21 protein-coding genes are annotated in these 25,161 nt (G+C 64.9%); 8 read left to right on the top strand and 13 right to left on the bottom strand.

Features of this window, described 5'->3' with window-relative positions:
• Positions 1–265 precede the first annotated feature (265 nt).
• From glgB to SA190iCDA_RS10900, 7 genes are all read right to left on the bottom strand, one after another.
• Positions 266–2,470, bottom strand: a complete 2,205-nt coding sequence (gene glgB / locus SA190iCDA_RS10930; RefSeq protein ID WP_070887044.1) for a 1,4-alpha-glucan branching protein GlgB — start codon at positions 2,468–2,470, stop codon at positions 266–268.
• The gene (gene treS, locus SA190iCDA_RS10925) at positions 2,467–5,799 is read right to left on the bottom strand and encodes a maltose alpha-D-glucosyltransferase (RefSeq protein WP_070887045.1); all 3,333 of its coding nucleotides are present in this window, start codon (positions 5,797–5,799) and stop codon (positions 2,467–2,469) included. Before treS ends, glgB begins: the two co-directional genes overlap by 4 nt.
• Before the next feature lie 11 nt (positions 5,800–5,810).
• A complete protein-coding gene (locus SA190iCDA_RS10920) occupies positions 5,811–7,820 on the bottom strand; it encodes an alpha-1,4-glucan--maltose-1-phosphate maltosyltransferase (protein ID WP_070887046.1) in 2,010 nt (669 codons plus the stop codon).
• Positions 7,821–8,087: 267 nt separating this feature from the next.
• Entirely contained in the window at positions 8,088–10,667 is a 2,580-nt protein-coding gene (gene ligD, locus SA190iCDA_RS10915) for a DNA ligase D (protein WP_070887047.1), read from the bottom strand.
• A gap of 11 nt (positions 10,668–10,678) precedes the next feature.
• Positions 10,679–11,503 carry a Ku protein gene (locus SA190iCDA_RS10910; RefSeq protein WP_070887048.1) on the bottom strand — a complete coding sequence of 275 codons (825 nt, stop codon included), beginning with the start codon at positions 11,501–11,503 and terminating at the stop codon, positions 10,679–10,681.
• Between the two features lie 118 nt (positions 11,504–11,621).
• Positions 11,622–11,864 (bottom strand): hypothetical protein, encoded by a 243-nt coding sequence (locus SA190iCDA_RS10905; protein ID WP_070887049.1) that lies wholly within the window; start codon positions 11,862–11,864, stop codon positions 11,622–11,624.
• A gap of 66 nt (positions 11,865–11,930) precedes the next feature.
• Positions 11,931–12,419, bottom strand: a complete 489-nt coding sequence (locus SA190iCDA_RS10900; RefSeq protein WP_419203859.1) for an MgtC/SapB family protein — start codon at positions 12,417–12,419, stop codon at positions 11,931–11,933.
• Between the two features lie 210 nt (positions 12,420–12,629).
• Here SA190iCDA_RS10900 and SA190iCDA_RS10895 point away from each other — a divergent pair, with 210 nt between their 5' ends.
• From SA190iCDA_RS10895 to SA190iCDA_RS10885, 3 genes are read left to right on the top strand one after another with little or no spacing between them, the layout of a single operon-like run.
• The gene (locus tag SA190iCDA_RS10895; RefSeq protein WP_070887050.1) at positions 12,630–12,848 is read left to right on the top strand and encodes a hypothetical protein; all 219 of its coding nucleotides are present in this window, start codon (positions 12,630–12,632) and stop codon (positions 12,846–12,848) included.
• A gap of 8 nt (positions 12,849–12,856) precedes the next feature.
• Positions 12,857–13,435, top strand: a complete 579-nt coding sequence (locus SA190iCDA_RS10890) for an NAD(P)H-binding protein (RefSeq protein WP_070887051.1) — start codon at positions 12,857–12,859, stop codon at positions 13,433–13,435.
• A complete protein-coding gene (locus tag SA190iCDA_RS10885) occupies positions 13,432–13,680 on the top strand; it encodes a hypothetical protein (RefSeq protein ID WP_070887052.1) in 249 nt (82 codons plus the stop codon). The genes SA190iCDA_RS10890 and SA190iCDA_RS10885 overlap by 4 nt, the downstream gene beginning before the upstream one ends.
• Before the next feature lie 322 nt (positions 13,681–14,002).
• On the opposite strand, the gene katE is transcribed toward SA190iCDA_RS10885, so the two are convergent.
• From katE to SA190iCDA_RS10870, 3 genes are all read right to left on the bottom strand, one after another.
• On the bottom strand, positions 14,003–16,141 hold the full coding sequence (gene katE / locus SA190iCDA_RS10880; protein ID WP_070887053.1) for a catalase HPII: 2,139 nt from the start codon (positions 16,139–16,141) through the stop codon (positions 14,003–14,005).
• A gap of 1,230 nt (positions 16,142–17,371) precedes the next feature.
• Positions 17,372–19,828 carry a glycogen/starch/alpha-glucan phosphorylase gene (locus SA190iCDA_RS10875; protein WP_070887054.1) on the bottom strand — a complete coding sequence of 819 codons (2,457 nt, stop codon included), beginning with the start codon at positions 19,826–19,828 and terminating at the stop codon, positions 17,372–17,374.
• 19 nt (positions 19,829–19,847) lie between these two features.
• On the bottom strand, positions 19,848–20,243 hold the full coding sequence (locus SA190iCDA_RS10870) for a DUF2513 domain-containing protein (protein WP_070887055.1): 396 nt from the start codon (positions 20,241–20,243) through the stop codon (positions 19,848–19,850).
• A gap of 213 nt (positions 20,244–20,456) precedes the next feature.
• Between SA190iCDA_RS10870 and SA190iCDA_RS10865 the strand changes: the two genes are divergently transcribed.
• Together SA190iCDA_RS10865 and SA190iCDA_RS10860 are read left to right on the top strand one after the other, a co-directional pair.
• A complete protein-coding gene (locus SA190iCDA_RS10865) occupies positions 20,457–20,834 on the top strand; it encodes a termination factor Rho (RefSeq protein WP_070887056.1) in 378 nt (125 codons plus the stop codon).
• Positions 20,835–20,844: 10 nt separating this feature from the next.
• Positions 20,845–21,102 (top strand): YgaP family membrane protein, encoded by a 258-nt coding sequence (locus SA190iCDA_RS10860; protein WP_070887057.1) that lies wholly within the window; start codon positions 20,845–20,847, stop codon positions 21,100–21,102.
• 10 nt (positions 21,103–21,112) lie between these two features.
• Here SA190iCDA_RS10860 and SA190iCDA_RS10855 read toward each other — a convergent pair whose 3' ends face one another.
• Positions 21,113–21,505, bottom strand: coding sequence for a hypothetical protein (locus tag SA190iCDA_RS10855; RefSeq protein WP_070887058.1), 393 nt, complete (start codon positions 21,503–21,505; stop codon positions 21,113–21,115).
• 174 nt (positions 21,506–21,679) lie between these two features.
• Between SA190iCDA_RS10855 and SA190iCDA_RS10850 the strand changes: the two genes are divergently transcribed.
• Entirely contained in the window at positions 21,680–22,129 is a 450-nt protein-coding gene (locus tag SA190iCDA_RS10850) for a MarR family winged helix-turn-helix transcriptional regulator (protein ID WP_070887059.1), read from the top strand.
• Between the two features lie 192 nt (positions 22,130–22,321).
• Positions 22,322–22,750, top strand: coding sequence for an organic hydroperoxide resistance protein (locus SA190iCDA_RS10845; RefSeq protein WP_013791921.1), 429 nt, complete (start codon positions 22,322–22,324; stop codon positions 22,748–22,750).
• Between the two features lie 59 nt (positions 22,751–22,809).
• Here the strand turns inward: SA190iCDA_RS10845 and SA190iCDA_RS10840 are convergent, their stop codons facing one another.
• Positions 22,810–23,085 (bottom strand): putative quinol monooxygenase, encoded by a 276-nt coding sequence (locus SA190iCDA_RS10840; protein WP_070887060.1) that lies wholly within the window; start codon positions 23,083–23,085, stop codon positions 22,810–22,812.
• Between the two features lie 61 nt (positions 23,086–23,146).
• Positions 23,147–23,884: an SDR family oxidoreductase gene (locus SA190iCDA_RS10835; protein ID WP_070887061.1), complete on the bottom strand. Its 738-nt coding sequence runs from the start codon at positions 23,882–23,884 to the stop codon at positions 23,147–23,149.
• Between the two features lie 276 nt (positions 23,885–24,160).
• Here SA190iCDA_RS10835 and SA190iCDA_RS10830 point away from each other — a divergent pair, with 276 nt between their 5' ends.
• Complete coding sequence (locus SA190iCDA_RS10830; RefSeq protein ID WP_070887062.1) at positions 24,161–25,072, top strand: AraC family transcriptional regulator; 912 nt, start codon at positions 24,161–24,163, stop codon at positions 25,070–25,072.
• Positions 25,073–25,161: the final 89 nt, after the last annotated feature.

The raw sequence follows: 25,161 nt of genomic DNA, 5'->3' as shown, positions 1-25,161 counted from the left end.
ACGAACTGAACCCGGTTGCAGAGCCGCAACCGCCACTCGGCGGTGTGCGAGCAGTTCCGAAGATAACCGCGTAGCGATGGGTTCAGCGACCGACAAAACCTGGCCGACCGAGCTGCCAGGCGGCAATCGCCTGACATGGGGCCCGTGGGTCAACTGTGGTGATGGCGCCCAGGAGCGCGGAAAAGGGGCCCGAGGATCGAGATCGATAACCGGCGTTGCAATGCTGAAGGGGGTGGACCGATATCAGCGGCCACCCCTGTGCGCCTCACTGCGGCTTGATCACCAGGGTGGCCAACGGCGGCAGATCCAGGCTCAGCGACTGCGGCTGACCATGGCTGGCCACCGCCTCGCTGAACAGCCCGCCCTGGCTGCCGGCGTTAGAACCGGCGTAGCGCTCGGCATCGCTGTTGAGCAGCACGTGCCAGGCGCCCTCCTTCGGCACGCCGATGCGGTAGCCGTTGCGCGGCTCGGGAGTGAAGTTGTGCACCACCAGCAGCGGCGCACCGCTCTGATCATGACGCAGCCAGGCGAACACACTGTTGTTGGCGTCATCACCGATCAGCCAGGCGAAGCCCTCGGCGCTGCCGTCGAGCTGGTGCAAGGCCGGCTCGTGACGGTACAGGCCGTTGAGGTCGCTGATCAACTGCTGCACGCCCTTGTGCTCGCCGTAGCGCAGCAGGTACCAGTCCAGCTCGTGGTCGTGGTTCCACTCGCGCCACTGGCCGAACTCGCAGCCCATGAACAGCAGCTTCTTGCCCGGGTGGCTCCACATGAAGCTCAGGTACAGGCGCAGGTTGGCGAATTTCTGCCAGCGGTCGCCGGGCATCTTGTCGAGCAGCGAGCGCTTGCCGTGCACCACTTCGTCGTGGGAGATCGGCAGCACGAAATGCTCGGAAAAGGCGTACAGCAGGCCGAAGGTCAGCTGGTGATGGTGATGGCGGCGATGCAGCGGATCCTCGGCGGCGTACTTGAGGCTGTCGTGCATCCAGCCCATGTTCCACTTGTAGGAAAAGCCCAGGCCACCTTCCTGGGTCGGCCGGCTGACGCCTGGCCAGGCGGTCGATTCCTCGGCGATTACCAGGGCGCCGGGCACTTCCTGGGTGACCACGTCGTTGAGGTGGCGCAGGAAGTCGATGCTCTCCAGGTTCTCGCGGCCGCCGAAACGGTTGGGAATCCACTCGCCGTCCTTGCGCGAATAGTCGCGGTAGAGCATCGACGCCACGGCGTCCACGCGCAGGCCGTCGATATGGTAGGTGCGCAGCCAGTGCAGGGCCGAGGCCAACATGAAGCCGTGCACCTCGGTGCGGCCCAGGTTGTAGATATAGGTATCCCAGTCCTGGTGGAAGCCCTCGAACGGGTGGGCGTACTCGTACAGCGCGGTGCCATCGAACTGGCCGAGACCATGGGCATCGGTGGGGAAATGCGCCGGTACCCAGTCGAGGATCACGCCGATACCGGCCTGATGACAGGCGTCGACGAAGGCGGCGAAGTCCGCCGGGCTGCCATGGCGCGCGGTGGGCGCGAACTGCGAAAGCAGCTGATAGCCCCAGGAGCCGCCGAAGGGGTGCTCCATGATCGGCATCAGCTCGATATGGGTAAAGCCCAGTTGCTGCACATAGGGAATCAGCTGCTCGCTCAGCTCCCGCCAGCTCAGCAGGCGGCCATCCTCGCCACCCTCGCGGCGCCAGGAGCCGGCATGCAGTTCATAGATCGACATCGGCGCCTGGTAGCCCTGCTGGGCCTGACGCTGCTGCAGCCAATGATCGTCGTGCCAGTCGAACTGCAACGGCGCGGACACCACCGAACCGGTGGCCGGCGGCAACTCGGTAGCCAGGGCCATGGGGTCGGCCTTCAGCGGCAGCAGGCCGTCCCGGCCGAGAATCTCGTACTTGTACACCTCCCCCGGTGCCAGACGCGGAATGAACAGCTCCCATACACCGCTGGGCTGGCGCAGGCGCATCGGGTGGCGGCGGCCATCCCAGCCGTTGAAGTTGCCGACCACCGACACCCGCCGGGCGTTGGGCGCCCACACCGAGAACCGAACGCCCTGTACGCCTTCGTGGGTGGTGAACTGGGCGCCCAGGCTCTTGCCCAGTTCCCGGTGGTTGCCCTCGGCGAACAGATACAGGTCCATCTCGCCGAGCAGCTGGCCGAAGGCATAGGGGTCCTCGGTTTCCTGCACACCGGTGCCCCACTGGATGCGATAGCGATACGGCACCTGCTGCTCGATGCGAATGCTGAACAGCCCCGGCACGCTGGATTGCTCCAGGGCACCGAGTACCTCGCCGCTCACCGCGTGGATCAGCTCGACGCCGAGGGCGCCTGGCAGGTAGGCGCGGATGGTCAGCCCGTGGGCGAATGCGTGGGGGCCCAGAATCGAAAACGGATCGCCATGCTCGCCCCTGATCAAGGCCTCGACGGCGGCGCGTTCCAGTCCCGCCACCTGGCGCTCGGTTTCTCCATTGCTCATCGTTTACCGCTCCCCAAGAGATATTTGGTCAGCTCTATCAACCCTTGCACCGGGACTTCCAGCCAATCGGGACGATAGCGCGCTTCATACAGGATTTCGTACGCCGCCTTCTCGATGCAGAACAGCGCCAGGGCTGCCACTTCACCTTCGCGGTCGTGCCAGGCATGGGGCAGATCCGCTGCCGCCAGCCGGTAGGCTTCGTTGAATGCGGTTCTGGCCTGGCTGCGATACAGCCCGGCGATACGCTGGCGGGCCTGCTCGGCCTCGGCGGTGACATCGGCGCTCTGCGCGCTGCGTACCGCCATGGCGGCGGCGTAGTCGAACGAGCGCAGCATGCCGGCGACGTCCTTGAGCGGGCTGTAGAAGGCGCGGCGTTCCTCCAGCGTGCGGGTCGGCTCGCCTTCGAAGTCGATCAGGTAGGCGTCGCCCTGCACCACCAGCACCTGGCCCAGGTGCAGGTCACCATGCACGCGCATGCGAATACCGCCGGCCGAACGCCGCGCCAAGTCGTCGACCAGCTCGATGATCTGGTCATGCCGCGCGGCCAGCCAGTCGGCCTGATTGGCCGCTTCACCCGGCAGGTGCCCGCGGCCTTCGGCGATCACCTTCAAGGCTTCGCGCACCTGGGCGGCGATGTTCCGCGACCACTCGGCCACCTCGGCCTCGCCCGTCTCGTGGTAGCCGAAATCCGGGTTGTCGCTGGTCTGGCCGAGCGCCACGTGCATCTCGCCCAGGCGTTTGCCCAACAGCCCGGCGAAGGTTTCCAGCTCCGCCAGGGCGGTAAACTGATTTTCCTGCTCGGAATGCCCGCCGGCCAGCTCATCGCGGATGGCGCGCTCCAGGTTGTTCTGGGTCCATTGCCAGGCGTCGCCCTGGTTGTTCAGGTAACCCTGCAGGATCATCAGCGTATGGGGCACGCCCTGCTCGTCCACCCGGCGCACCTCGCCGAGCAGCGGCGCGATGTGTTCGAAGCCGGCGGCGGTCAGGTAGCCACCGATCTCCGCCTCCGGGTGGATGCCGGGCAACACGCGGCGCACCAGCTTGAGCACCGCCTGTTCGTTGATGATCGCCGAGCTGTTGGACTGCTCTGCGGAGATCAGCTTGACCTCGGCGTTGCTCAGATCACCCAGTTCCTGCAGGCGCGAGGTGGGCACGAACTGGATTTCACTACCCTGCCAGCCCAGCACGCGACGCTCGCTCAGCTGACGCATCACATGGCGCACGAAGCCGGGGAGCGTGTAGCCATCGGTGAGCAGCCCCACCTGGCGGCCGCGGCGCAACCGGGCCAGGGCCAGTTGCTGGGGCACGCTGCTGCCTGCGTCATGCTCGCCGACGAAGCCCAGCGGCACCTGGTAGTGCTCGCTGGCCCCGGAGGCGCGAGTGACCTGCACCTCGCTGAGCACATAGGGCTCTTCGGCCGTTCCGAAGGGAATGGCGTAGAGCAGCTTGATCTGCCCGGGATTCTCGCCCTGCCCGGAGAACCAGCGGCGCTTGGGCAGGTAGGCCGGCAGTGACTCCTGCTCCAGGGTCGCGCGGGCCGGCAGCTGCAGCAGCTCGCCGAGTTCGTTCTTGATCACCAGGGTGGTCAGTTCCGGCATGCGGTCGACCGGTGGTACGTGCCAGCTGGGCATTTGCGCCTCCTCGGCGAGCAGAAACCAGTAGAAGCCATAAGGCGGCAGGGTCAGCAGGTAGTTGAGCTGGCCGATGGGCGGAAACGACGAGCCGCCGACCATCTCCACCGGCACCTTGCCGTCGTGGGCGGACAACTCCAGCTCCACCGCCTGGGCCGCGCGGGACAGGTTGGCCACGCAGAGAATCAACTCCGGGTTGCCCTGGGCATCGGTGCCCTCGCGCAGGTAGGCCAGCACGCGGCGGTTGTTGGGCGTGAGCATCTTCAGCGCACCGCGGCCGAAGGCGCGGTGCTGCTTGCGGATGTTGAGCATGCGCCGCGTCCAGTTGAGCAGCGAATGGGGGTCGCGCGACTGGGTTTCGACGTTGATGCTCTGGTAGCCGTACAGCGGGTCCATCACCGGCGGCAGCACCAGGCCGGCCGGGTCGGCGCGGGAGAAGCCGCCGTTGCGATCCGGTGACCACTGCATGGGCGTGCGCACACCATCGCGGTCGCCCAGGAAGATGTTGTCGCCCATGCCGATCTCGTCACCGTAATACAGCGTGGGCGTACCGGGCATGGACAGCAGCAGGCTGTTGAGCAGCTCGATGCGCCGACGATCGCGCTCGACCAGCGGCGCCAGGCGCCGGCGGATACCCAGGTTGATACGCGCGCGGCGATCGGCGGCGTAGTAGTTCCACAGGTAGTCGCGCTCATGGTCGGTGACCATTTCCAGGGTCAGTTCATCGTGGTTGCGCAGGAAGATCGCCCACTGGCAGTTATCGGGAATCTCCGGGGTCTGGCGCAGGATGTCGGTGATCGGGAAGCGGTCTTCCTGGGCGATGGCCATGTACATGCGCGGCATCAGCGGAAAATGAAAGGCCATGTGGCATTCGTCACCCTGGCCGCTGGCGTCACCACCAAAGTACAGCTGGGTGTCCTCGGGCCACTGGTTGGCCTCGGCGAGCAGCATGCGATCAGGGTACTTGGCGTCCAGTTCGGCGCGAATCCTTTTCAGCACCCCGTGGGTTTCCGGCAGGTTCTCGTTGTTGGTGCCGTCGCGCTCGATCAGGTACGGGATGGCATCCAGGCGCAGGCCATCGACGCCCATGTCGAGCCAGAAGCGCATCACTCCCAACACTTCCTTGAGCACCTGGGGGTTGTCGAAATTCAGGTCCGGCTGGTGCGAATAGAAGCGGTGCCAGTAGTACTGGCCGGCCTCGGCGTCCCAGCTCCAGTTGGACTTCTCGGTGTCGAGAAAGATGATTCGCGTGCCGTCGTATTTCTGGTCATCGTCGGACCATACGTAGTAATCGCGCGCCTTGCTGCCGCGCTTGGCGGCGCGGGCGCGCTTGAACCAGGGGTGCTGATCCGAGGTGTGATTGATGACCAGTTCGGTGATCACCCGCAGGCCGCGGTTGTGGGCTTCGGTGATAAAGCGCTTGGCGTCGGCCATGGTGCCGTAATCGGGATGCACGCCGCGGTATTCGGAGATGTCGTAACCGTCGTCACGGCGCGGCGACGGGTAGAACGGCAGCAGCCACAGGGTGTTCACGCCCAGGTCTGCGATGTAGTCGAGCTTGTCGATCAGGCCCGGGAAGTCGCCGATGCCATCGTTGTTGGCATCGAAGAAGGACTTCACGTGCACCTGATAGATGATCGCGTCCTTGTACCACTGCGGGTCGTTGAGAAAGGTGCCGCGCCGGGCTCTGCGTGCCATCGACCGTTTCCTCAGCTCGCCACGCGAATGCGCCAGATGCCGAACGGCTGGTGCCAGGGCTCGATGCGCATCCACTGGGTCTTGCCGTGCCAGTGCCAGGTATGGCCGGTCATCAGGTCTTCGCCGTGGGTGGTGGCGTGGTCATCCAGGCCCAGCTCCCAGAGTGGCAGCTCGAAGTGCGCCTCCTGGGCGTTGTGCGGATCGAGGCTGACCGCCACCAGAATGAAGTTCTCGCGGTCGGCGGTGCGCTTGCCGAAGTACAGGATGTTGTCGTTCCAGCAGGTATAGGCCTTGAACCCGAGGTGAGTCTGCAACGCCGGGTTCTGGCGGCGAATGCGGTTGAGCTGGGCGATCTCGGCGACGATGTTGCCCGGCGCCTGGTAGTCGCGCACGCGAATCTCGTACTTCTCCGAGTCCAGGTACTCCTCCTTGCCCGGTACCGGCAGGGACTCGCAGATCTCGAAGCCCGAATACATGCCCCACAGCCCCGAGCCCATGGTCGCCAGGGCGGCACGGATCAGGAAGCCGGCACGGCCACTGTGGTGCAGGAAGTACGGGTTGATGTCCGGCGTGTTGACGAAGAAGTTCGGCCGGTAACAATCGCGCCACGGCGCCTCGTTGAGCTGGGTCAGGTAGGTTTCCAGCTCGGCCTTGGTGTTGCGCCAGGTGAAATAGGTGTAGCTCTGGGTAAAGCCGAGCTTGCCCAGGCGCGCCATCATCGCCGGGCGGGTGAAGGCCTCGGCGAGGAACATCACCTGCGGGTGGCTCCTGCGAATATCGGCGATCAGCCATTCCCAGAACGGCATCGGCTTGGTGTGCGGGTTGTCGACCCGGAACTGGTACACGCCCAACTCCACCCAGCCGCGCACCACGTTGCGCAGCGCCAGCCACAGATCGGGCACCGCGTCCCTGGCGTAGAAGTCGACGTTGACGATGTCCTCGTACTTCTTCGGTGGGTTCTCGGCATGGCGGATGGTGCCGTCCGGGCGCCAGCTGAACCAGCCGGGGTGCTGCTGCAGCCAGGGGTGATCCGGCGAGCACTGGATGGCGAAATCCAGGGCGATCTCCAGGTCGTGCTCACGGGCGGCTTCGACCAGGGCTACGAAATCCTCGCGGCTGCCGAGCTGCGGGTGAATGGCCTCGTGCCCACCCTCGGGGCTGCCGATGGCATAGGGGCTGCCGGGATCATCCGGCCCCGCGGTCAGGGAATTGTTGCGGCCCTTGCGGTGCGTGGTGCCGATGGGGTGGATCGGCGGAAAATACAACACGTCGAAACCCATGGCCTGGATCGCCGGCAGGCGCTTGATCACATCACGGAAGGTGCCGTGGCGCGCCGGGTCATCGGTTTCCGAACGCGGAAACAGCTCGTACCAGCTGGCGAAGCGCGCCAGGGGGCGCTCCACGTCGAGCAGATAGGTGGCGCTGCGGGTGCGATGCGGGTGGCCCTCGGCACGGCGCACCAGCGCCACGGTGTCGGGGGCCAGCAATAGCGCCACGCGCTCGTCCAGGCTCTGCAGCTCCTGCAGCTCGTCGCACAGGGCCTGCAGGGTCATGGCCAGGTCGCCCTCGGCACGTTCGGCGGCTTCGCGCAGCAGGGCCTGGCCTTCCTGCAGTTCGAGGTTGATGGTCACGCCGGCGCCGAACTTCTTCGACAGCTCGTAGCAGTAGCTGGCGTAAATGTCCCACCAGGCTTCGATGAGAAACTCCACCTCGCCGACCCGTTGCGGGGTGATCTCGGCCTGCCAGCGGTCATGGCCCAGCTCATGCAGCGGCTCGCGGTGCCAATCGGTAGCGCCGACGTCACGCCACAGCACCTCGCCCGCCAGCTTGTCGTGGCCATCGGCAAAGATCAGCGCGCTGACCGTGACCCGATCCCCGGCTATCGCCTTAGCAGCGAAGCGCCCCTGCTCGACCTGCGGCTCGACCCCCTCGATGGCCAGACGCGGCAACTCCAGCGCGCGCTCCAGGGATAATTCACCATGGTTCAAACGATCGGGCTCTTGCAGATAAGCAGATGGCATCGAAACGGGCTCCTCACGCCTGGCAGGCGTATAAGCTGTTCACCCCATGGCACATGCCATACGGCCGTACGCGAAAATGCGTACCTGAATGCGGGTTTGCCGACGGCACCTGCTCGGCATCCTGCGCTGCGACGTCGACAGGCCGAACAACGGCAATGCGACTTGCATGGCAGGGGCTGCGAGGTACCGCGACCTGTCTAACTCCGAACCTGGCGCATTTGCCAAAGTTCATAGTTTCCGAGGCGAGGCAGGCGCGCCTGCTTGGGCTCAAGGCGCCTCGGCACCCAACTTCTTCCACATCGCCCGGGTGATGCGCTGGCGGTTGGCGTAACCGGCCCAGGGATCGCCCTCGAGCTTGTCCAATCGCTGCTGCAGATTGCCGATATGCCACTGCTTGGAATCGCGCAGTTGCGCCAGCTCCTCGCGGTGGATCGGCACCGACACCGGCAGGCCCGGCCGCGCGCGCACCGAATAGGCGGCCACGGTGCTGGCACCACGGCCGTTGCGCAGGTAATCCAGGTACACCTTGCCGATGCGGTTCTTCGGCCCCATGCGGGCACTGAAACGATCCGGCAACTGGTCGGCCATGAATTGCGAGATCGCCTTGCCAAACGCCTTCAGGGCGTCCCAGTCGACATGCCGCGCCAGTGGCACCACCAAATGCATGCCGGCGCCGCCGCTGGTTTTCACGAAGGTCTCCAGGCCCAGCTCGTCGAGTACCGACAGGCTCAGCCGCGTGGCCTCCAGTACGGCGCGCCAGGGCAGCGCCGGATCCGGGTCGAGGTCGAGGATCAGCCGGTCCGGCCGCTCGATGCTGGCGTAGGCGGCATTCCAGGTGTGCAACTCGATGGTGCCCATCTGCACGGCGCCGACCAGGGCCGGCACGCTGTCGATGGCCATCAGCCGGTCGTGACCGGGGTCGAGATCGGCATCCAGGTGGCGGATATTGGGAATCGCCAGGCGCTCGGCGTGCTTCTGGAAGAACTGCTCGCCGCCCACACCGCTCGGCGCGCGCAACAGCGACACCGGCCGGTTGCGCACATCGGGCAACAGCCAGTCGGCAATCTCGGCGTAGAAGCGCGCGAGTTGCGCCTTGGTGGAGCCGCTCTGCGCGTCGATCACCCGCTCGGGGTGGCTGACCGACACCTCGCCGATCTGCTCACGCCCCTTGCGCACGGAAGCCTTGCCGGAAGCCTTGCCGGAAGCTTTGTCGCCAGTAGCGCTCGCTTCCACGGCCTGCGCCGGCGCCGCCTGCTCCTCGACGATCTGCTCGGCCGGCTTGTCGCTGCGCTCGCCGACGAAGGCGCCCTGGCGCACCAGCCCTTCCCCGGTCCAGCCGGCGAAGGCCACCTCGACCACCAACCGCGGCTCGATCCACTGCACGCCCCGGCGCTGCGCCGCGCTGGGTTGCTTGTGCAGCGGCGAGTCATCCCGGGCCAGCGCCTTCATGCGTTTGTGCAGGCTGCCGAGCAGGGCCTCGTTGAAGCCGGTGCCGACTCGGCCGGCATAGCGCAGGCCCTCTGCCTCGTTGACCGCCAGCAGCAGCGCACCGAACCCTGAGCGACTACCCTGGGGCTTGCTGAAGCCGACCACCACGAACTCCTGACGCTGCCGACATTTGAGCTTGATCCAGTCGGCGCTGCGCGAGGAGCGATAGGGGCTGCCGGCACGCTTGCCGATCACCCCTTCCAGGCCCAGCGCGCAGGCGCTGCCCAGTACGCTCTGGTGATCGACCTCAAAGGCTTCGGAAAAACGCAGCGGGCCCTTGCGCTTGGGCAGCTTCTTCTGCAACCTCTCGCGGCGCTGCTCGACGGACAACTCGCGTTGATCATGGCCGTCCAGCCAGGGTGCGTCGAACAGGAAATACAGGATGTCGCCACTGCGCGACTCGTCGAAGGCGTTCTGCAGGGCCTGGAAATCCGGCATGCCCTGCTCGTCGAGCACCACCGCCTCGCCGTCCAGCCAGCTGTCGCCGAGCTTGAGTTTTTCCAGGGCCTTGGCCTGGGGCGCCATGCGCGCCGTCCAGTCGTGGCCGTTGCGGCTGAACAGGGTCACCTCGCCATCTTTGACGCGCGCCATGATCCGGTAGCCGTCGTACTTGATCTCGTAGATCCAGTCGCCGGCTGGCGGCGACTCGACCAGGGTCGCCAGCTGCGGCGAGAGGGTCTCCGGCATGGCCGACCGGGCGGTTTCGCCAACCTTGGCCTTGCTCGCCTTGGCCGGCGCCTTGCTGCGCGTCCTGGCCTTGCTGGCCTGGTTGGCAGCCGGCTTGGCCATGCCGCCAACCAGTTCGCCGCTGATCACGCTGGCCGGCAACGCGCTGACGATGTCGTATTCATCGGCCGGCCTGGCCACGTCGTCCTGCTCCTTGATCAGCAGCCATTGCTGCTTGTCGCCACTGCCCTTCAGGCGCGTGCGCACCAGTGTCCAGGCACCGCTGAGCTTCTCGCCGATCAGGGTGAACTTGAGCTTGCCGGCTGCATACGCCGCCACGGGATCGCCTTCGGGCTGCCAGATGCCCTGATCCCAGACGATCACGTCGCCCGCCCCGTAGTTGCCCTCGGCGATGCTGCCCTCGAAGCTGGCGTAGGCCAGCGGGTGATCCTCGACGTGCACGGCCAGGCGTTTCTGGCTCGGATCGAGGCTCGGCCCCTTGGGCACGGCCCAGCTTTTCAGGGTGCCTTCCAGCTCCAGGCGAAAATCGTAATGCAGATGCCGGGCATCGTGCTTCTGCACCACGAAACTCAACGCGCCGGCCTTGGCCCGGCTGCGCCGGCCGGACTCGCGGGGTTCGCTGGTGGACTCGAAATTGCGCTTGCGGTTGTAATCGCTGATTGCCTTGGCCATGACTGCTCACCTCACTTGGACGAGCGCTTGCGCGCAGGCTTGCTGGAATTGCCTTCCAGGCTGCGCTTGAGCAGGTCGGTGAGGTCGATGACGTCGGCGCTCTTGCTCGCCGGCTTGCGCTCGCTGCCCTCCACGTCTTCGATCTTGCCGGCCTTGGCCTTCTTCTCGACCAGTTTCATGATCTCGTCGCGGAAGGTGTCCTGGTACTCCTCGGGCGACCACTCGACAGTCATGTCGCGCACCAGGCGCTTGGCCATGTCGCGCTCGCCCTTGCTGAGCTTGGCGCCGGTCACCGCGGAGCTCAGCTCCAGGGTCTCCAGGCCGCGCACCTCATCGGGCCAGCGCAGCATCACCAGCAGCAGCGCGTCGCCGTCGACCATCACCGCCGCCAGGTGCTGCTTGACGTGCAGCACCACGTTGGCGAGCGCCACCTTGCCGGAATCCTTGAGGGTCTGCTGCAGCAGTGCATAGACCTTTTCGCCGCGCTTGTCCGGCGCCAGGTAGTACGGCCGCTCGATATTCTGCAGGGGAATGTCCTTGGCATCGAGAAAGCCGAAGATATCGATGGTCTGGGTCGACTCCGGATGGGCGGCGCGGATCTCGTCCTCGCTGATGATCACGTAGCGGCCCTTCTCCACCTGCACGCCCTTGGCGATGTGCTCCTTGTCGACCTCCTTGCCGGTGGCCTTGTTGACGCGCTTGTAGCCCACCGGCTCCATGCTGCGTGAATCCAGCCAGTCGAAATCGATACCCTTGGATTCGGTCGCCGAGACCAGCGACACGGGAATATGGACCAGCCCGAAACTGATCGCCCCTTTCCAGATTGCACGCGCCATGTGGCGAATCTCCCGTCAGTGGAATCTTTACGGGTGACTGGACGGCGAAAACAAAAGTTTCAGTGATCCGCCGGAGGGCCCGGCGGCGGCGCAGGATCGCGCCACAAGGAAGGGGGATCTACAGGGCGACGCCGTCGCGGTAGATCACGTCGCCGTCGATGGTGATGTCACGGATCTGGCGCAGCATATTGTCGGCGGCGGTTTCCGCCTCGCTCTCGCACACCGAGCCCAAGGCCGGCACCCAGAGCAGCTGCACGGCAGCGCCAGCGCATTTGGGCTGGTACTCGATCAGGCCAACGTAGTGCTGGCCATCCTTCATGGCGTCCGTCCAGGCAATGCATCCCTTGAAGTCGCGGAACATACGGGGCTCCCTTTCATTCACCAGGTACTGCATGAGAGCGTGACTGGAGCGAAGACGTTCCCGTATTCAGCGCGCACGCTTCTCCAGCCAGGCGATCAGGTGCGGCACGGTATTGAAGATGAACAGCGCCATCAGCGTGGCCAGCACCGCGGTGGCCTCGCGGCCCATGCCGATGGTGATGCCGATGGCGGCGGTCAACCAGATACCGGCGGCGGTGGTCAGGCCCTTCACTTCGGTCATGGTATCGCCCTTGATGATGGTGCCCGCGCACAGGAAGCCGATACCGGCCACCAGGCCCTGGATGACCCGGCTCATGGCGTCGTGCTCGGCGCCCATCTGCGCCGGCACCAGCACGAACATCGCCGAGCCGATGGCCACCAGCATATGGGTGCGCACGCCGGCAGCCTTGCCGCTGGTCTCGCGCTCGAGCCCCAGCAGACCGCCCAGCAGCGCCGCCAGCAGCAGGCGCAAGGTGACCTGGGTGAACTGCTCGGGGGTACTCAGATCGGAAAATTCGTTGGCCAGGGTGGCCAATACAGCGTCCCAGAAACTCAAGTCGATTGCTCCAGCCTGCTCGATCAGGAAGTAAGCGCAGCGCTTGCCGCGCTGCTGCAATCGACCCCGTAGGCAGGCAGAGGTTTGGCTTTTTTTAGCAGCGTACCGCTGGGCGAAAAACCTGAACGTCGCGCAACGCCAGCCGGTCAGCTGTGATGACAGGCAAGCACGCCGCCCCGCGCCACAAGCGCCAGACGAAAAGAGGTTGGGATGTCCAGAAATCACTACTTTCTCGTCAGCTACCGGCTTGGCAAGCAGAAGAAATCCACCGAGGTGCAGGCTGGTGCCTCGGTGCTGACGCCCGAGCAGGCCCGTTACCACATCGAATCCCTGCACAGCAGTGAACTGCCCAGTGAGATCACCGATATCGAAGTCAAGCCCCTGGGTGATTCGAACGAGCAGGAACCCGGTCAACAACGGCAGACCTGAGCCAGATCATGAACGACCCACGCCCCATCGACAAAATCGCCCTGTACGGTGCGCCGGACCGCGTCACCGACGCCCTGCAGGACGCGCTGCTGGAGCGCGGCCTGCAAGTGGTGGTGATCGTCGATGACCCGACCGACATCGCTGCGCGCCCAGGCCTGGCGGCCAAGAGCGGCACGCCGTTTCAGGCCGACAGCGTGGCGCGCAGCGTCGCCGGCATGGATGTGGTGATCGTCGTGCTCAGCAGCCGCCAGCTGCGCGTGGAGGGGTTCGAGCGGACCTACGACGCCATCATCGCCCTGCTCGAGGGCCTGCCCACCGCAGGGGTGGAGCGTCTGCTGCTGATCGGCGACCACCGTTGGCTGGACTGCGACGACGGACTGCCGGCCGAGAAGCTCGCACACCTTCAGCATAGCCTGCACAAGTCGCCACTGGCCTGGACGCTCGTCGATGCGCCGGGCACCGAGCCGAATGCAATCATCACGCTGCAACAGTATGCCTGCAGCGTGATGGACCAATGCCTGCAGGGGACGAGCGTCAAGCAGCGTCTGCACGTCGACCCTCGCCCGCAGGCCGAGGAGGCACCATGAATCCTGAAAGCTACATTCTGTTGATGATCTCCGGCTGGCTGCTGGTATCGGCGGCCATGCTGTGGGGCATGTTGCGCCTGCTCAACCGCTATCAGCTCGAGGCCCAGCTGGCCGAGGAGTTCCCGCCCCTGCCCGCCTCGCCACGGGATCCAGCCTGGCGCCGCCAGCATGCGCCGCGCCGTGCGAAATTGCGCGCCCGTGCCCAGCGTACCTGCCAGCAGCATGCGCATGTGCTGATGAGCTAAGAATCAGTTGACGATTTTTAGGCAACGTTGAAGAGGCAGCTATAAGGCAGAAGCGGCCGTCACTGATCCATTGTGGGAGCAACTGTCTTGTTCAAGAATTTCGCCAGGCCGTGTTATCGCGCAGCCACGTAGGGTGGATGACGCTCTTTTCATCCACCGTTGCGATCACGAAGCGGTGGACGGATGAAGCGTCGTCCACCCTACAAATGTCCGCTCCCGCCAATTTGCAGGCAAAGCGCTGAAATCGGGCCGAACGATTGTGAAAAGCTTCTGCCACCCAGCTGAAAGCCCCTGCACCTCGCGGTACAGGGGCTTTTTCACGTCAGGCTGGAATCGCTTTGGTCAGCGGCTCGCGGGCCCACACGCGGTGCTTGGCGATCGCCGCGGTGAACGGCTGTACCAACCCACTACCCGCCTGCCCGGTGAGCAAGCCTTCATCCTTCTGGAGACGCAGCAGCTTGAGCAGATCGGCCGACTCGCCGCACAGGGCGATGGCCTTGAGGTGCTTGTAGGCCTCGAGCAGGTAATGCAGCGCCACGCCATCGCCTTCCAGGGCCTTGGCGAAGCTCGCGCCACCCGGCACCCATACCGCATCGAAGGCCACCGACGGCAGGCCCTGCATGGAGTCATTGGGCACCAGCGCCTGGCCGGCATCACTGGTCACCGGCGCGGCACTTGGCGCCAGCAGCTTGAACTGCGCGCCCTGTTTGTCGAGCTCGGCGGTCAGTGCGTCGATATCGGCCTGCTTGACGCCGTCGCCGACCAGGATCGCCACCTTGCGCGACTTGATGTTGCCCGGCAGCAGGTTCATCTGGCTCAGCGCCGGCGACTCCTTCAGGGAAATCTCCGGCACCTGCACGGTTGGCCCGCTCGGCGCGTCGACACCGATATTGGCCGCCACCTGCTTGGCCAGATCCAGGTCGATATTGGCGAGAATCTCGTGCACCTGACGCTTGCGGATATGCATGCGCTCGACCTTGCCCAGCTCGAAGCTGTAGGCCGCGACGATGTGCGCCTTCTCGGCCGCGCTCATGCTGTTGAAGAACAGCCGGGCCTGGGAGAAGTGATCACCGAACGACTCGGCGCGCTTGCGGATTTTCGGCCCGGACACTTCCTCGGGATAGCTGAAGTAGCCGCCGCCCTTCGGTGCCTCCGGGGTTTCCTTGGGCCAGCCGCCATCGATGGAGTTGGGCTCGTAGGAGGCGCGGCCCTTGTTGATGGTCTGGCGGTGGAAGGAGTCGCGGTTGTTGTTGTGGAACGGACAGACCGGACGGTTGATCGGGATCTCGTTGAAGTTCGGGCCACCGAGACGCAGCAGCTGGGTATCGGTGTAGGAGAACAGCCGGCCCTGCAGCAACGGGTCGTTGGTGAAGTCGATGCCGGGCACGATGTTGGCCATCTGGAAGGCCACCTGCTCGGTCTCGGCGAAGAAGTTGTCCGGGTTGCGGTTGAGCACCAGCTTGCCGACCACGCGTACCGGCACCTGCTCCTCGGGCACCAGCTTGGTGGCATCGAGCAGGTCGAAGTCGAATTTGTGCTCGTCTTCCTCGGGGATCACCTGCAGGCCCAGTTCCCATTCCAGCGGGTCACCGTTCTCGATGTCGTCCCACAGGGTGCGGCGATGGAAGTCCGGGTCCTTGCCGGCGAGCTTCTGCGCCTCGTCCCAGACCAGTGAGAACACGCCAGCCACCGGGCGCCAGTGGAACTTGACGAAGTGCGCGCGGCCCTCGGCATTGACCAGCCGGTAGGTGTGTACGCCAAAGCCCTGCATGCCGCGAAAGCCCACGGGGATGGCGCGGTCGGACATGGTCCACAGCACCATATGGGCCGACTCCGGGGTCAGCGACACGAAATCCCAGAAGGTGTCGTGGGCCGAGGCGCCGGTTGGAATCTCGTTGTGCGGCTCGGGCTTCACGGCGTGCACGAAGTCCGGAAACTTGATGGCATCCTGGATGAAGAACACTGGCATGTTGTTGCCTATCAGGTCGAAGTTGCCTTCGTCGGTATAGAACTTGGTGGCGAAGCCGCGCACGTCGCGCACGGTGTCGGCCGAACCGCGCGGGCCCTGCACGGTGGAGAAGCGCACGAACACCGGGGTCTTCTTGCTCGGGTCGGTGAGGAAGTCCGCCTTGGTCAGTTCGCTCAGGTCCTCATAGACCTGGAAGTAGCCATGGGCCGCCGCGCCGCGGGCGTGCACCACGCGCTCTGGAATACGCTCGTGGTCGAAGTGGGTGAGTTTCTCGCGCAGCAGGAAGTCTTCGAGCAGCGACGGGCCGCGCTCACCGGCACGCAGGCTGTTCTGGTTGTCGGCGATACGGGTGCCATGGTCGGTGGTCAGCGCCTGGCCGGTGGCGTCTTCACGGAAGCGTTCGAGCTGTTCGAGCTTCTTGTTGCTGTTGCCGCGGTCCACGGTGTCGGTACCCGCCAACTCGCTGGTACGGCCCTTGTCTCTGGATTCCATCAGTCATCTCCTCGCAGTGGTATCCCCGCCAGATCGGCTGATCGGGGCAACAGCGTCCGCCGCGCTCAGGCAGGCGCGGTTTGGACGTGTGGACGCCTCAGGAATGTGAGGCCGCAAGCAGGGGGACGTTCGGGTTTTTTAGCGAAGCGGCGCCCGGCAACAGGACGGACGGCACTCAAGCGTGTTCGCAGGATGAAAAAGGTTCTTCGCATAGTTTGGGGAAAGTGCGGGTTGACACTGGACTGGCAAGTTTGTGTGCGTATCACTGACTAGCTTGGCACTATCCATTACCGCGTCTGCTGAACGTTTGGGTTGCGCCCCTTACGGGCGCCACACCTTGATTCGCTTCGCTCACCCTTCGGGCCAGCCTGCGGCTGTTACTGCGCTTCGCTACGTTTCTCTGCTTGCCCAAGAAAGGTGTGCCAAAGAAGGGCACCCCGACATCCGGGTTTCGCTGCGCGAAACTTGATTCGCTTTGCTCACCCTGCGGGCCAGCCTTCGGCTGTTACTCCGCTTCGCTGCGTTTCCTCGCTCCGGCGCCGCTCCGGGGGCCGGCTTACATGGGCCTTCCCTGGCCCATTAAGCGGGGCCGCCATCGGTATGTCGCCGCGTCCATGCGGCTCGTCCCCCTACGCGACACCTCCACTCGGCCTCCTGACGGGACCGGAGCGCGAGCTTACAAAATTTCCACAGACTCAAGCTCGGCGGCGTCTGTTTTTGCTTTTGCTCTTGAGCTGCGATCGTAAAGGCGACGCCCAAGTCCCCTTCAGGAGGCCGAGTGGAATCACCACGTAAGGGGCCGGGCGGGTAGCCATGAGCGACATGGATGTCGCGAGAGCTGCAATGGGCCAGGGATGGCCCTTCGCAGCGGGCCCCTGAAGTGGTGATGGAGCGAGGGAACCCCGGCGCAGCTGGGCGGGGGCGCCTAGCCCGGATGGTGGGGTGCCCTTCTCTTTGGTTACTTTCTCTTGGGCAAGCAAGAGCTACGAAGCGCAGCGAAGTAACAGCCGTAGGCTGGCCCGAAGGGTAAGCGCAGCGAATCAAGTGACTCGCCCGTAAGGGGCGAAACCCATCAGACAAGGCGGCGGGCCAATGGAGAGTGCCAGGTCATCGGCAGCGAACGCTTTATTGCCAGTCCGGCGTCAAGCGTGCCTTTCCCGCGAAACGCGAAAACCTGAAAAAAGCCCGGCATACGCGAGGCATGCCGGGCTTTTGCTCATGGCAGAGCGGTCAGCCGTCGAGGCCGCCCACGTTCCAGATTTCCTTGGCGTACTCACGGATTGTGCGATCCGAGGAGAACCAGCCGGTGCGTGCGCTGTTGAGTACCGCCGCCTGCCACCAGCGATCCGGCGTGCGCCAGAGGATATCGACCTTGCGTTGCGCCTCCCAGTAGGCCTGGAAATCCGCGCAGACCAGAAAGCGGTCATGGGCCAGCAGGCCATCGATCAGGCCGGTGTAGCGGCCCGGATCGTCCGGCGAGAACACCCCGGAGCGGATCGCTTCCAGGGCACCGGCCAGCCGCTCGGAGGCGGCCACCTCGGCGCTCATGTTGAGGTCACGCCGCGAACGAGCGGCGACCTGCTGGGCGGTCATGCCGAAGATGAACATGTTCTCGCGGCCGATCTGCTCGGACATCTCCACGTTGGCGCCGTCCAGGGTGCCGATGGTCAGCGCGCCGTTGAGGGCGAACTTCATGTTGCTGGTGCCGGAGGCTTCCAGCCCGGCGGTGGAGATCTGCTCGGAAAGATCGGCCGCCGGGATGATCACCTCGGCCAGGCTGACGTTGTAGTTGGGAATGAACACCACCTTGAGCAGCCCGCGCAGGGTCGGGTCGGCATTGACGGTGCGGCTGATGTCATTGGCCAGCTTGATGATCAGCTTTGCCTGGTGATAGCTGGCCGCAGCCTTGCCGGCGAAGATCTTCACCCGCGGCGCCCAGTCGGTGGCCGGGTCGTTGCGCATCGCCTGGTACAGCGCCACGGTGTGCAGCAGATTGAGCAGCTGACGCTTGTATTCGTGGATACGCTTGACCTGCACGTCGAAGATTGCCTGGGTGTCCAGGCTGATGCCCATGCGCTCGCGCACCAGCTCGGCCAGGGCGCGCTTGGCGTGCTGGCGCTGAGCTGCGAACTGCTTGCGGAACGACGATTTGGCGGCGAACGGCTCGAGCGAGCGCAGGGTGGTTTCCGGCGTGTCGAGCACGCCTTCGCCCAGGGCGCCGACCAGCAGCTCGGTCAGTTGCGGGTTGGACTGGTACAGCCAGCGGCGAAAGGTCACGCCGTTGGTCTTGTTGTTGATGCGCTCCGGGTACAGGCGGTGGAAATCGCTGAACACGCTCTTGCGCATCAGGTTGGTGTGCAGCGCCGAGACGCCGTTGATGCTGTGCGAACCAAGGAAGGCCAGGTTGCCCATGCGCACGCGCCGGCCATTGTCCTCGTCGATCAGCGAGATGGAGCGCAGCAGGTCGAAGTCGTGGATGTCCTTGGCGCGCAGCGAATCGATGTGGTACGCGTTGATCAGGTAGATGATCTGCATGTGCCGCGGCAGCAGGCGCTCCATCAACGACACCGGCCAGGACTCCAGAGCCTCGGGCAGCAAGGTATGGTTGGTGTAGGACAGGGTCGCGGTGGTCAGCTTCCAGGCCTCGAACCATTCCAGGCGGTACACGTCGACCAGCAGGCGCATCAGCTCGGCCACGGCGATCGCCGGGTGGGTGTCATTGAGCTGGATGGCGACGCGGTCGGGCAGCGAGTGAATGTCGAGGTTCAACTCCAGGTGCCGGGCGATCAGGTCCTGCAGCGACGCCGAGACGAAGAAGAATTCCTGGCGCAGGCGCAGCTCCTGACCGGCTTCGGTGCTGTCCGCCGGGTAGAGCACCCGGGAAATGCTTTCGGCCCTGACCACATCGGCCACCGCGCCGAAGTGATCGCCGGCATTGAAGCGTTCCAGCTGCAGGTCTTCCTCGGCGCGGGCGCGCCACAGGCGCAGGGTATTGACGCTGGAATGACGCCAGCCGACCACCGGGGTGTCGTAGGCGATGGCGCGCACCTGCTCGTAGGGCTGCCATTCGTAACGGGAGACCTCGGCCGAATCGGCCAGGTTCACCACGCTGCCGCCGAAACCGACGCTGTAGCTGACCTCTGGACGCTCGAATTCCCAGGGGTTGCCGAAATCCAGCCAGGTCTCGGTATGTTCCTGCTGCCAGCCGTCGATCACCACCTGACGGAACAGGCCGTGCTCGTAGCGAATGCCATAACCGTGGGCGGCAATATTCAGGGTCGCCATGCTTTCCATGAAGCAGGCAGCCAGGCGGCCCAGGCCGCCGTTGCCGAGGGCGGCATCGGGCTCCAGGTTGCGAATCTGCTCGAAATCCACGTCCAGCTGGGCCAGCGCTTCGCGGGCGGTGTCCAGCAGGCCGAGGTTGCTGAGGTTGTCGACCAGCAGGCGGCCGATCAGGAACTCCAGCGAGAGGTAGTAAACGCGTTTCTGTTCCTGGCGGTCGACCTGCAGGGAGGCGTCTTCCCAGTGGTCGATCAGGTGATCGCGAGCCGCCAGGGCCACCGCCTCGAACCAGTCGTGGGCAAAGGCATTGCCCGGGTCCTTGCCCACCGAATACCTGAGCTTGGCCAGGATCAGTTGTTTGAAAGTATCGACGTTGTCTGTTGCTTTCACTGCTTCCTCGGCCATTGCAGGTTCGCTCCCTGAATCAGTTATAGACGTGGCCGTGACGACCCTCTTCGCTACCGCGACTGGCGAACAGCATGGAGTCGGCGGTCGGCGCGTTCTTCAGTCCTTCATAGGTAATGCCGCCGGCGCGGGCCTGCAGATAGGCCTTCTTGGCTTCCCACAGCGACGCCTCGCGAATGCCGTCGAGCAGGTCGTGACCGGTCAGGGTCAGACCGTTGGCGATGGAGACCGGCGCGCCATTCCAGGGATGGTGCTGGGAGCACTCGATCAGGTTGGCCTGGCACATCAGATGAATATGGTAGCTGACCGATTCGGCGCTGTGCTCACCGACCTGCTGCGGGTAGAAGTGGTGTCCGGTTTCCAGGGCTTCGATCTGCAGCAGCAGTTCACGGATCAGTTCCCAATCTCGTTTCATCGTCGATCTCCTCTTAGGTTCAGCGGCTGGCGGGCGCATGCCAGAGCTCGGCGCCCTGTTCCAAAAGCACTTAGCAATGAGTCCGCCACCTGCGACAGAGTTCAATGCGTCTGCCGAATTGCCGACGACCACTCATCCAGCCCCCTGAACTCGACGCCGCACCGGCCTGCCCCATGGATACCGACCCACACCATTGCTGACCAGGAGACCGACATGCCACGTGGAAGCAAAGACAAGTACACCGAGGCCCAGAAACGCAAGGCAGCGGCCATCGAATCCAGCTACGAGGAGCGCGGCATCTCGGAAGACGAGGCCCGCGCCCGGGCCTGGGCCACCGTCAACAAGCAGTCCGGTGGCGGCGAACGGGCCGGCGGCTCGGGGCGCGAGACCAGTGCCAAGCAGAAGAGCAGCGCCCGCCAGGATTCCGCCCGTCAGGCAGCGGCCAGCCGGCGCGGTGAGACCCACCCCAACCGCCCACTGGACGAGCAGAGCAAGCAGGAGCTGCTGCGCCTGGCACGTGCCCGCCAGATCAGCGGGCGCTCGACGATGCGCAAGGCCGAACTGCTCAGCGCCCTGAAGAAAGCCTCTTGATGGAGTTCCCATGCCTGCACATGACAACAACGACAGCGCGACCAACCTGGCGCCCATGGAACGGGTGATCTCCATCGCCGGTGGCGCGCTGTTGATACGCAAGGGGTTGGCCATTGGCGGCGTCTTCGGCCTGACCGATATCGCCGCCGGTGCGCTGGGCATCTTCCGCGGCGTGACCGGCATCTGCCCGGCGAAACGGCGCATGGCAGCCCGGTCGAAGGCCGCCACGCTCAAGCGCCTGCCACCACCGCGGCGCCTGTTGGGCTGAGGCTGACGGCTTAGCGGTAGGAGCAGATCATCGCCAGAAACTGGTTGTCGGTGCTGGTGCGGTGGGGCGCGGCTTGGCCCCGGAGCAGCAGCTCGCCGCTGTAGTAGGCGAAATACAAGGCCTGCTCCCTCTCGTCGCGCTTGGCGAAACCGCAGACGGCCACGTCTTCACCAGCCGCATTGGCCGCCGTGCCGAACAGCGAATCGAACTCGACACCCTTGGCATCGATGGCCGTGAACAGGCTGGCCTTGGCCGCCTCGATATCGGCGTCGCCCGGCGTGATCTGCACCCGGGTCGGGTTGATCTTGCCGGTCACCGGGGCTTGCAGCGCGGCGGGCTTGCCAGGCGTACTGCAGCCGGCCAGTAGCAGCAGCGCGGCGAAACCCGCCATCAAGCTCTTCATGTATTACTCCCTGACGCCCCATCGACGCCGCGTAACCATGACAGGCGACGCGGCAATGTATGCCAGATGGGCGTCAGGCCGCTCACTGGCGCCTTGCTCAGCCGCTTTGGCTGGCATCGACCGGATCGGCGCGCTAAATTGCCTGCCTGCCCTGCCCTCATCCCCGGAGCCTTCATGACCACCGACGACACCTGCGCCGATCTGCTGCTCGACAACCAGGTGTGTTTCGCCCTGCATTCGACCTCGCTGATGATGACCAAGGTCTACAAGCCGCTGCTCAAGAAGCTCGGCCTGACCTATCCGCAGTACCTGGCGATGCTGGTGTTATGGGAAGGCGACGGCATTACCGTGAGCGAGATCAGTGCGCGCCTGCTCACCGACCCCGGCTCGCTGACGCCGCTGCTCAAGCGCCTGGAGGCCGAGGGGCTGATCGACCGCAAGCGCAGCAGTAGCGACGAGCGAGTGGTGCACCTGCACCTCACCGACAAGGGCCGCGCCCTGCACGCCGAAGCCCGGCAGATCCCCGGCTGCATTCTCGATGCCAGCGCGCAGACGGCAGAGCGCCTGGCCAGCCTCACCGCGCAGCTGACCGCCCTGCGCAAGCAACTGCAGGACAGCCTCTGAACACAGACGTGCAATCAACAGGTAACACCGCGAGTCTAGACTGAGCTTCGTCAATACGGCGCTGGATCCACCCTGTTGAAACTTTCTTCGAAAAATACCTTGCGCGCTAAATAAATCGCGACTAGAGTTCACATCGAGCAGTTAAATTGCGCACTAACAAACATCGCACAAACCAAATACGAGGATTTCACCATGTCGATCGAAACCGTTGCCTACCGCGCCTACGCCGAAGCCACTGGGGGCCGTGAAGGCCGTGCCATTTCCTCCGACGGCGTGCTGGATGTCGCGCTGACCACGCCAAAGGAGCTGGGCGGCGCTGGCGGTCAGGGCACCAACCCCGAGCAACTGTTCGCCGCCGGCTACTCGGCCTGCTTCCTGGGCGCGATCAAGTTCGTCGCCGCCCGCGACAAGCACAAGGTGTCGCCGGACAGCTGGATCGAAGGCATCGTCGGTATCGGTGCGGTGCCCACCGGTTTCGCCATCGAGGTGGAACTGAAGATCACCCTGCCCGGCCTGGACCGTGAAGAAGCCAAGGCACTGATCGACAAGGCCCACATCGTCTGCCCCTACTCCAACGCTACCCGCGGCAATATCGACGTGACCCTGACCCTGGTCGAGTAAACGCCCGCCGCACCAACACAAACGCCCCGGCCTCGACCGGGGCGTTTGCGTGCCAGCGATCAGGCGGCGCGGCTTTGCAGTTGCTGTATGGCGCCACTTCGCCACGCGCTGCCGATTACTTCCTGTAAGAGCGGCTCGGCGAAATAGCGCTCCAGGTCGCTGCTGCTACGCCAGCGGCTGAGCAACTGCCAGCGCCGCCGATCACGTTGTAGCTCGAATGTCAGGCAACCTTCCAGACGCCGCGTCGGCTCCAGCAGGTCACGCAGGTAGCCACCCAGTTCCTCACAACGACCTGGAGCGGCTTCGAGCACGGTGATGTGGGTCTGCAGGGTCATGGTTTTTCTCCCTCGATCTAGTCGGCGATGCCACGGCAGATCCGCCGTGGCATCCGCCTTGTCAGTGGATGCTCGCGGTCGGGCGCACCACCAGTTCGCTGACGTCGACATCCGCCGGTTGCTCGATGGCATAGGCAACGGCGCGGGCAATGGCCGAAGGGCTGATGGCGACCTTGCGGAATTCGCGCATGGCGTCGCGGGCACCTTCATCGGAGATGCTGTCGGCCAGTTCGGACTCCACCACGCCAGGCGACACCAGGGTCACGCGGATATCGCCGCCGACTTCCTGACGCAGGCCATCGCTGATCGCCCGTACCGCGTACTTGGTGGCGCAATACACCGCCGCGGTTGGCGACACCCGGTAGGCGCCGATCGACGCCACGTTGATGATCTGCCCGCTGCGCTGGGCCTGCATGACCGGCAAGGCCGCGGCGATGCCGTGCAGCACGCCACGGATGTTGACGTCGATCATGCGGTTCCACTCCTCCAGCTTGAGCGCCTCGAGCATCGACAGCGGCATCACCCCGGCATTGTTGAGCAACACGTCGATGCGGCCATATTCGGCCATGGCGGCATCTGCGAAGGCCTGCACATCGGCGGCGTCGGTCACGTCCAGGCGGCGGGCGATGGCCTGGCCACCGGCAGCGCGGATATCCGCCACCAGTTGCTCGAGGCGCTCGACCCGACGGGCACCGAGCACGACCCGAGCGCCCTTCTCGGCCAGCATGCGTGCACAGCCTTCGCCAATGCCGCTGCTGGCGCCGGTGATCAGGACGACTTTTTCTTGGATGTTGTTCATGGTGCGATCCTCTGGTCAGGGCGGCGCACTGCGCCGCGATGAATCCAGAGTAGGAGCCGGGCCCCCTTCAGCGTTAGCCGGATACTGGAGCATTCTTGCCTGATCGTGCGGATTTGAGCTCGACCATCTCTTTCGACCGCCCATCGCGGGGCATGTAGCGCAGGCGATTGCCTAATGCTGCGTAACGCTTGCCCAATACTCCGAAGATCGATGGCCGCGCGGGACGTCTGGGCAATTCCCGGATAGGCTTCGCACAAATTCGCGAGTGAGTAGACGATGCAACCCGACCAGCCTGATGACCTGGCCCTTCGCCAACGTGAACTGGCCCACCTGATTCGGCAGCACACCCCGAGCGAGGGCATGCACGAGACCTTGATCGACGGCCTGGGGCTGGCCTACACCACGGCGCCCAGCCTGCCGATGCCGACGCTCTACCGGCCGTGCCTGTGCATCATTGCCCAGGGGCGCAAGGAGGTTCGCCTGGGCGCCGAGCAGTATTACTACGACCCGCTCAACTACCTGGTGGCATCGGTGACCTTGCCGGTGACCGGTCAGGTGATCGAAGCGACCCCGGAGCAGCCGTACCTGAGCGTGCGCCTGGACATCGACCCGGCGCTGATCAGCGAACTGCTCTCCGCCGCCGGGCCGATCGGCCTGCCGGCGCCTGGCGCCAAGCGAGCGCTGTTCGTCGACCGCCTGGACGCTTCCATGCTCGATGCGGTGATTCGCCTGCTGCGCCTGCTCGACGCTCCGCGTGACGCCGCCATGCTGGCGCCGCTCGCCCTGCGCGAGATTTTCTATCGGCTGCTGCGCAGCCCCCAGGGCCAGCGCCTGCGCGAAATCGTCATGGCCGACAGCCAGAGCCACCGCATCGCCCGTGCCATCGAATGGATCAACCGGCATTACGACAAGCCCCTGCGCATCGAGGAGCTGGCCCGCGAGGTCAACCTCAGCGCCTCGACCCTGCACCACCGCTTCAAGGCCGTCACCGCCCTGAGCCCGTTGCAGTACCAGAAGCAGCTGCGCCTGCAGGAAGCGCGCAGGCTGATGTTCAGCGAAGGCCTGGAAGCGGCCTCGGCGAGCTTTCGCGTCGGCTACGAAAGCCCCTCGCAATTCAGCCGCGAGTACAGCCGCCTGTTCGGCGCCCCGCCGCTGCGCGACATGCTGCGGCTACGCAACGCGGGCTGAGCGCTGGAAGGCAGAAGCGGACATTGAGCTTCAAGCCGCAAGCCTCAAGCTGCGAGAACAAGAGAGAGCATTGCGGACTGCTTTTAACC

It is taken from the genome of Pseudomonas argentinensis, assembly GCF_001839655.2.
Classification (GTDB): domain Bacteria; phylum Pseudomonadota; class Gammaproteobacteria; order Pseudomonadales; family Pseudomonadaceae; genus Aquipseudomonas; species Aquipseudomonas argentinensis_B.
This window is presented reverse-complemented; position numbering and strand designations above follow the sequence as displayed.

Bases quoted from the DNA above. Each gene is read 5' to 3' on its own strand.
- SA190iCDA_RS10845 (WP_013791921.1), top strand. From the start codon at position 22,322: ATGTCGATCGAAACCGTTGCCTACCGCGCCTACGCCGAAGCCACTGGG.
- SA190iCDA_RS10855 (WP_070887058.1), bottom strand. From the start codon at position 21,505: ATGAAGAGCTTGATGGCGGGTTTCGCCGCGCTGCTGCTACTGGCCGGC.
- katE (WP_070887053.1), bottom strand. From the start codon at position 16,141: ATGGAATCCAGAGACAAGGGCCGTACCAGCGAGTTGGCGGGTACCGAC.
- SA190iCDA_RS10860 (WP_070887057.1), top strand. From the start codon at position 20,845: ATGCCTGCACATGACAACAACGACAGCGCGACCAACCTGGCGCCCATG.
- SA190iCDA_RS10910 (WP_070887048.1), bottom strand. From the start codon at position 11,503: ATGGCGCGTGCAATCTGGAAAGGGGCGATCAGTTTCGGGCTGGTCCAT.
- SA190iCDA_RS10890 (WP_070887051.1), top strand. From the start codon at position 12,857: ATGAACGACCCACGCCCCATCGACAAAATCGCCCTGTACGGTGCGCCG.
- ligD (WP_070887047.1), bottom strand. From the start codon at position 10,667: ATGGCCAAGGCAATCAGCGATTACAACCGCAAGCGCAATTTCGAGTCC.
- SA190iCDA_RS10875 (WP_070887054.1), bottom strand. From the start codon at position 19,828: ATGGCCGAGGAAGCAGTGAAAGCAACAGACAACGTCGATACTTTCAAA.
- treS (WP_070887045.1), bottom strand. From the start codon at position 5,799: ATGGCACGCAGAGCCCGGCGCGGCACCTTTCTCAACGACCCGCAGTGG.
- SA190iCDA_RS10895 (WP_070887050.1), top strand. From the start codon at position 12,630: ATGTCCAGAAATCACTACTTTCTCGTCAGCTACCGGCTTGGCAAGCAG.
- SA190iCDA_RS10835 (WP_070887061.1), bottom strand. From the start codon at position 23,884: ATGAACAACATCCAAGAAAAAGTCGTCCTGATCACCGGCGCCAGCAGC.
- SA190iCDA_RS10830 (WP_070887062.1), top strand. From the start codon at position 24,161: ATGCAACCCGACCAGCCTGATGACCTGGCCCTTCGCCAACGTGAACTG.
- SA190iCDA_RS10850 (WP_070887059.1), top strand. From the start codon at position 21,680: ATGACCACCGACGACACCTGCGCCGATCTGCTGCTCGACAACCAGGTG.
- SA190iCDA_RS10840 (WP_070887060.1), bottom strand. From the start codon at position 23,085: ATGACCCTGCAGACCCACATCACCGTGCTCGAAGCCGCTCCAGGTCGT.
- SA190iCDA_RS10885 (WP_070887052.1), top strand. From the start codon at position 13,432: ATGAATCCTGAAAGCTACATTCTGTTGATGATCTCCGGCTGGCTGCTG.
- SA190iCDA_RS10870 (WP_070887055.1), bottom strand. From the start codon at position 20,243: ATGAAACGAGATTGGGAACTGATCCGTGAACTGCTGCTGCAGATCGAA.
- SA190iCDA_RS10920 (WP_070887046.1), bottom strand. From the start codon at position 7,820: ATGCCATCTGCTTATCTGCAAGAGCCCGATCGTTTGAACCATGGTGAA.
- glgB (WP_070887044.1), bottom strand. From the start codon at position 2,470: ATGAGCAATGGAGAAACCGAGCGCCAGGTGGCGGGACTGGAACGCGCC.
- SA190iCDA_RS10905 (WP_070887049.1), bottom strand. From the start codon at position 11,864: ATGTTCCGCGACTTCAAGGGATGCATTGCCTGGACGGACGCCATGAAG.
- SA190iCDA_RS10865 (WP_070887056.1), top strand. From the start codon at position 20,457: ATGCCACGTGGAAGCAAAGACAAGTACACCGAGGCCCAGAAACGCAAG.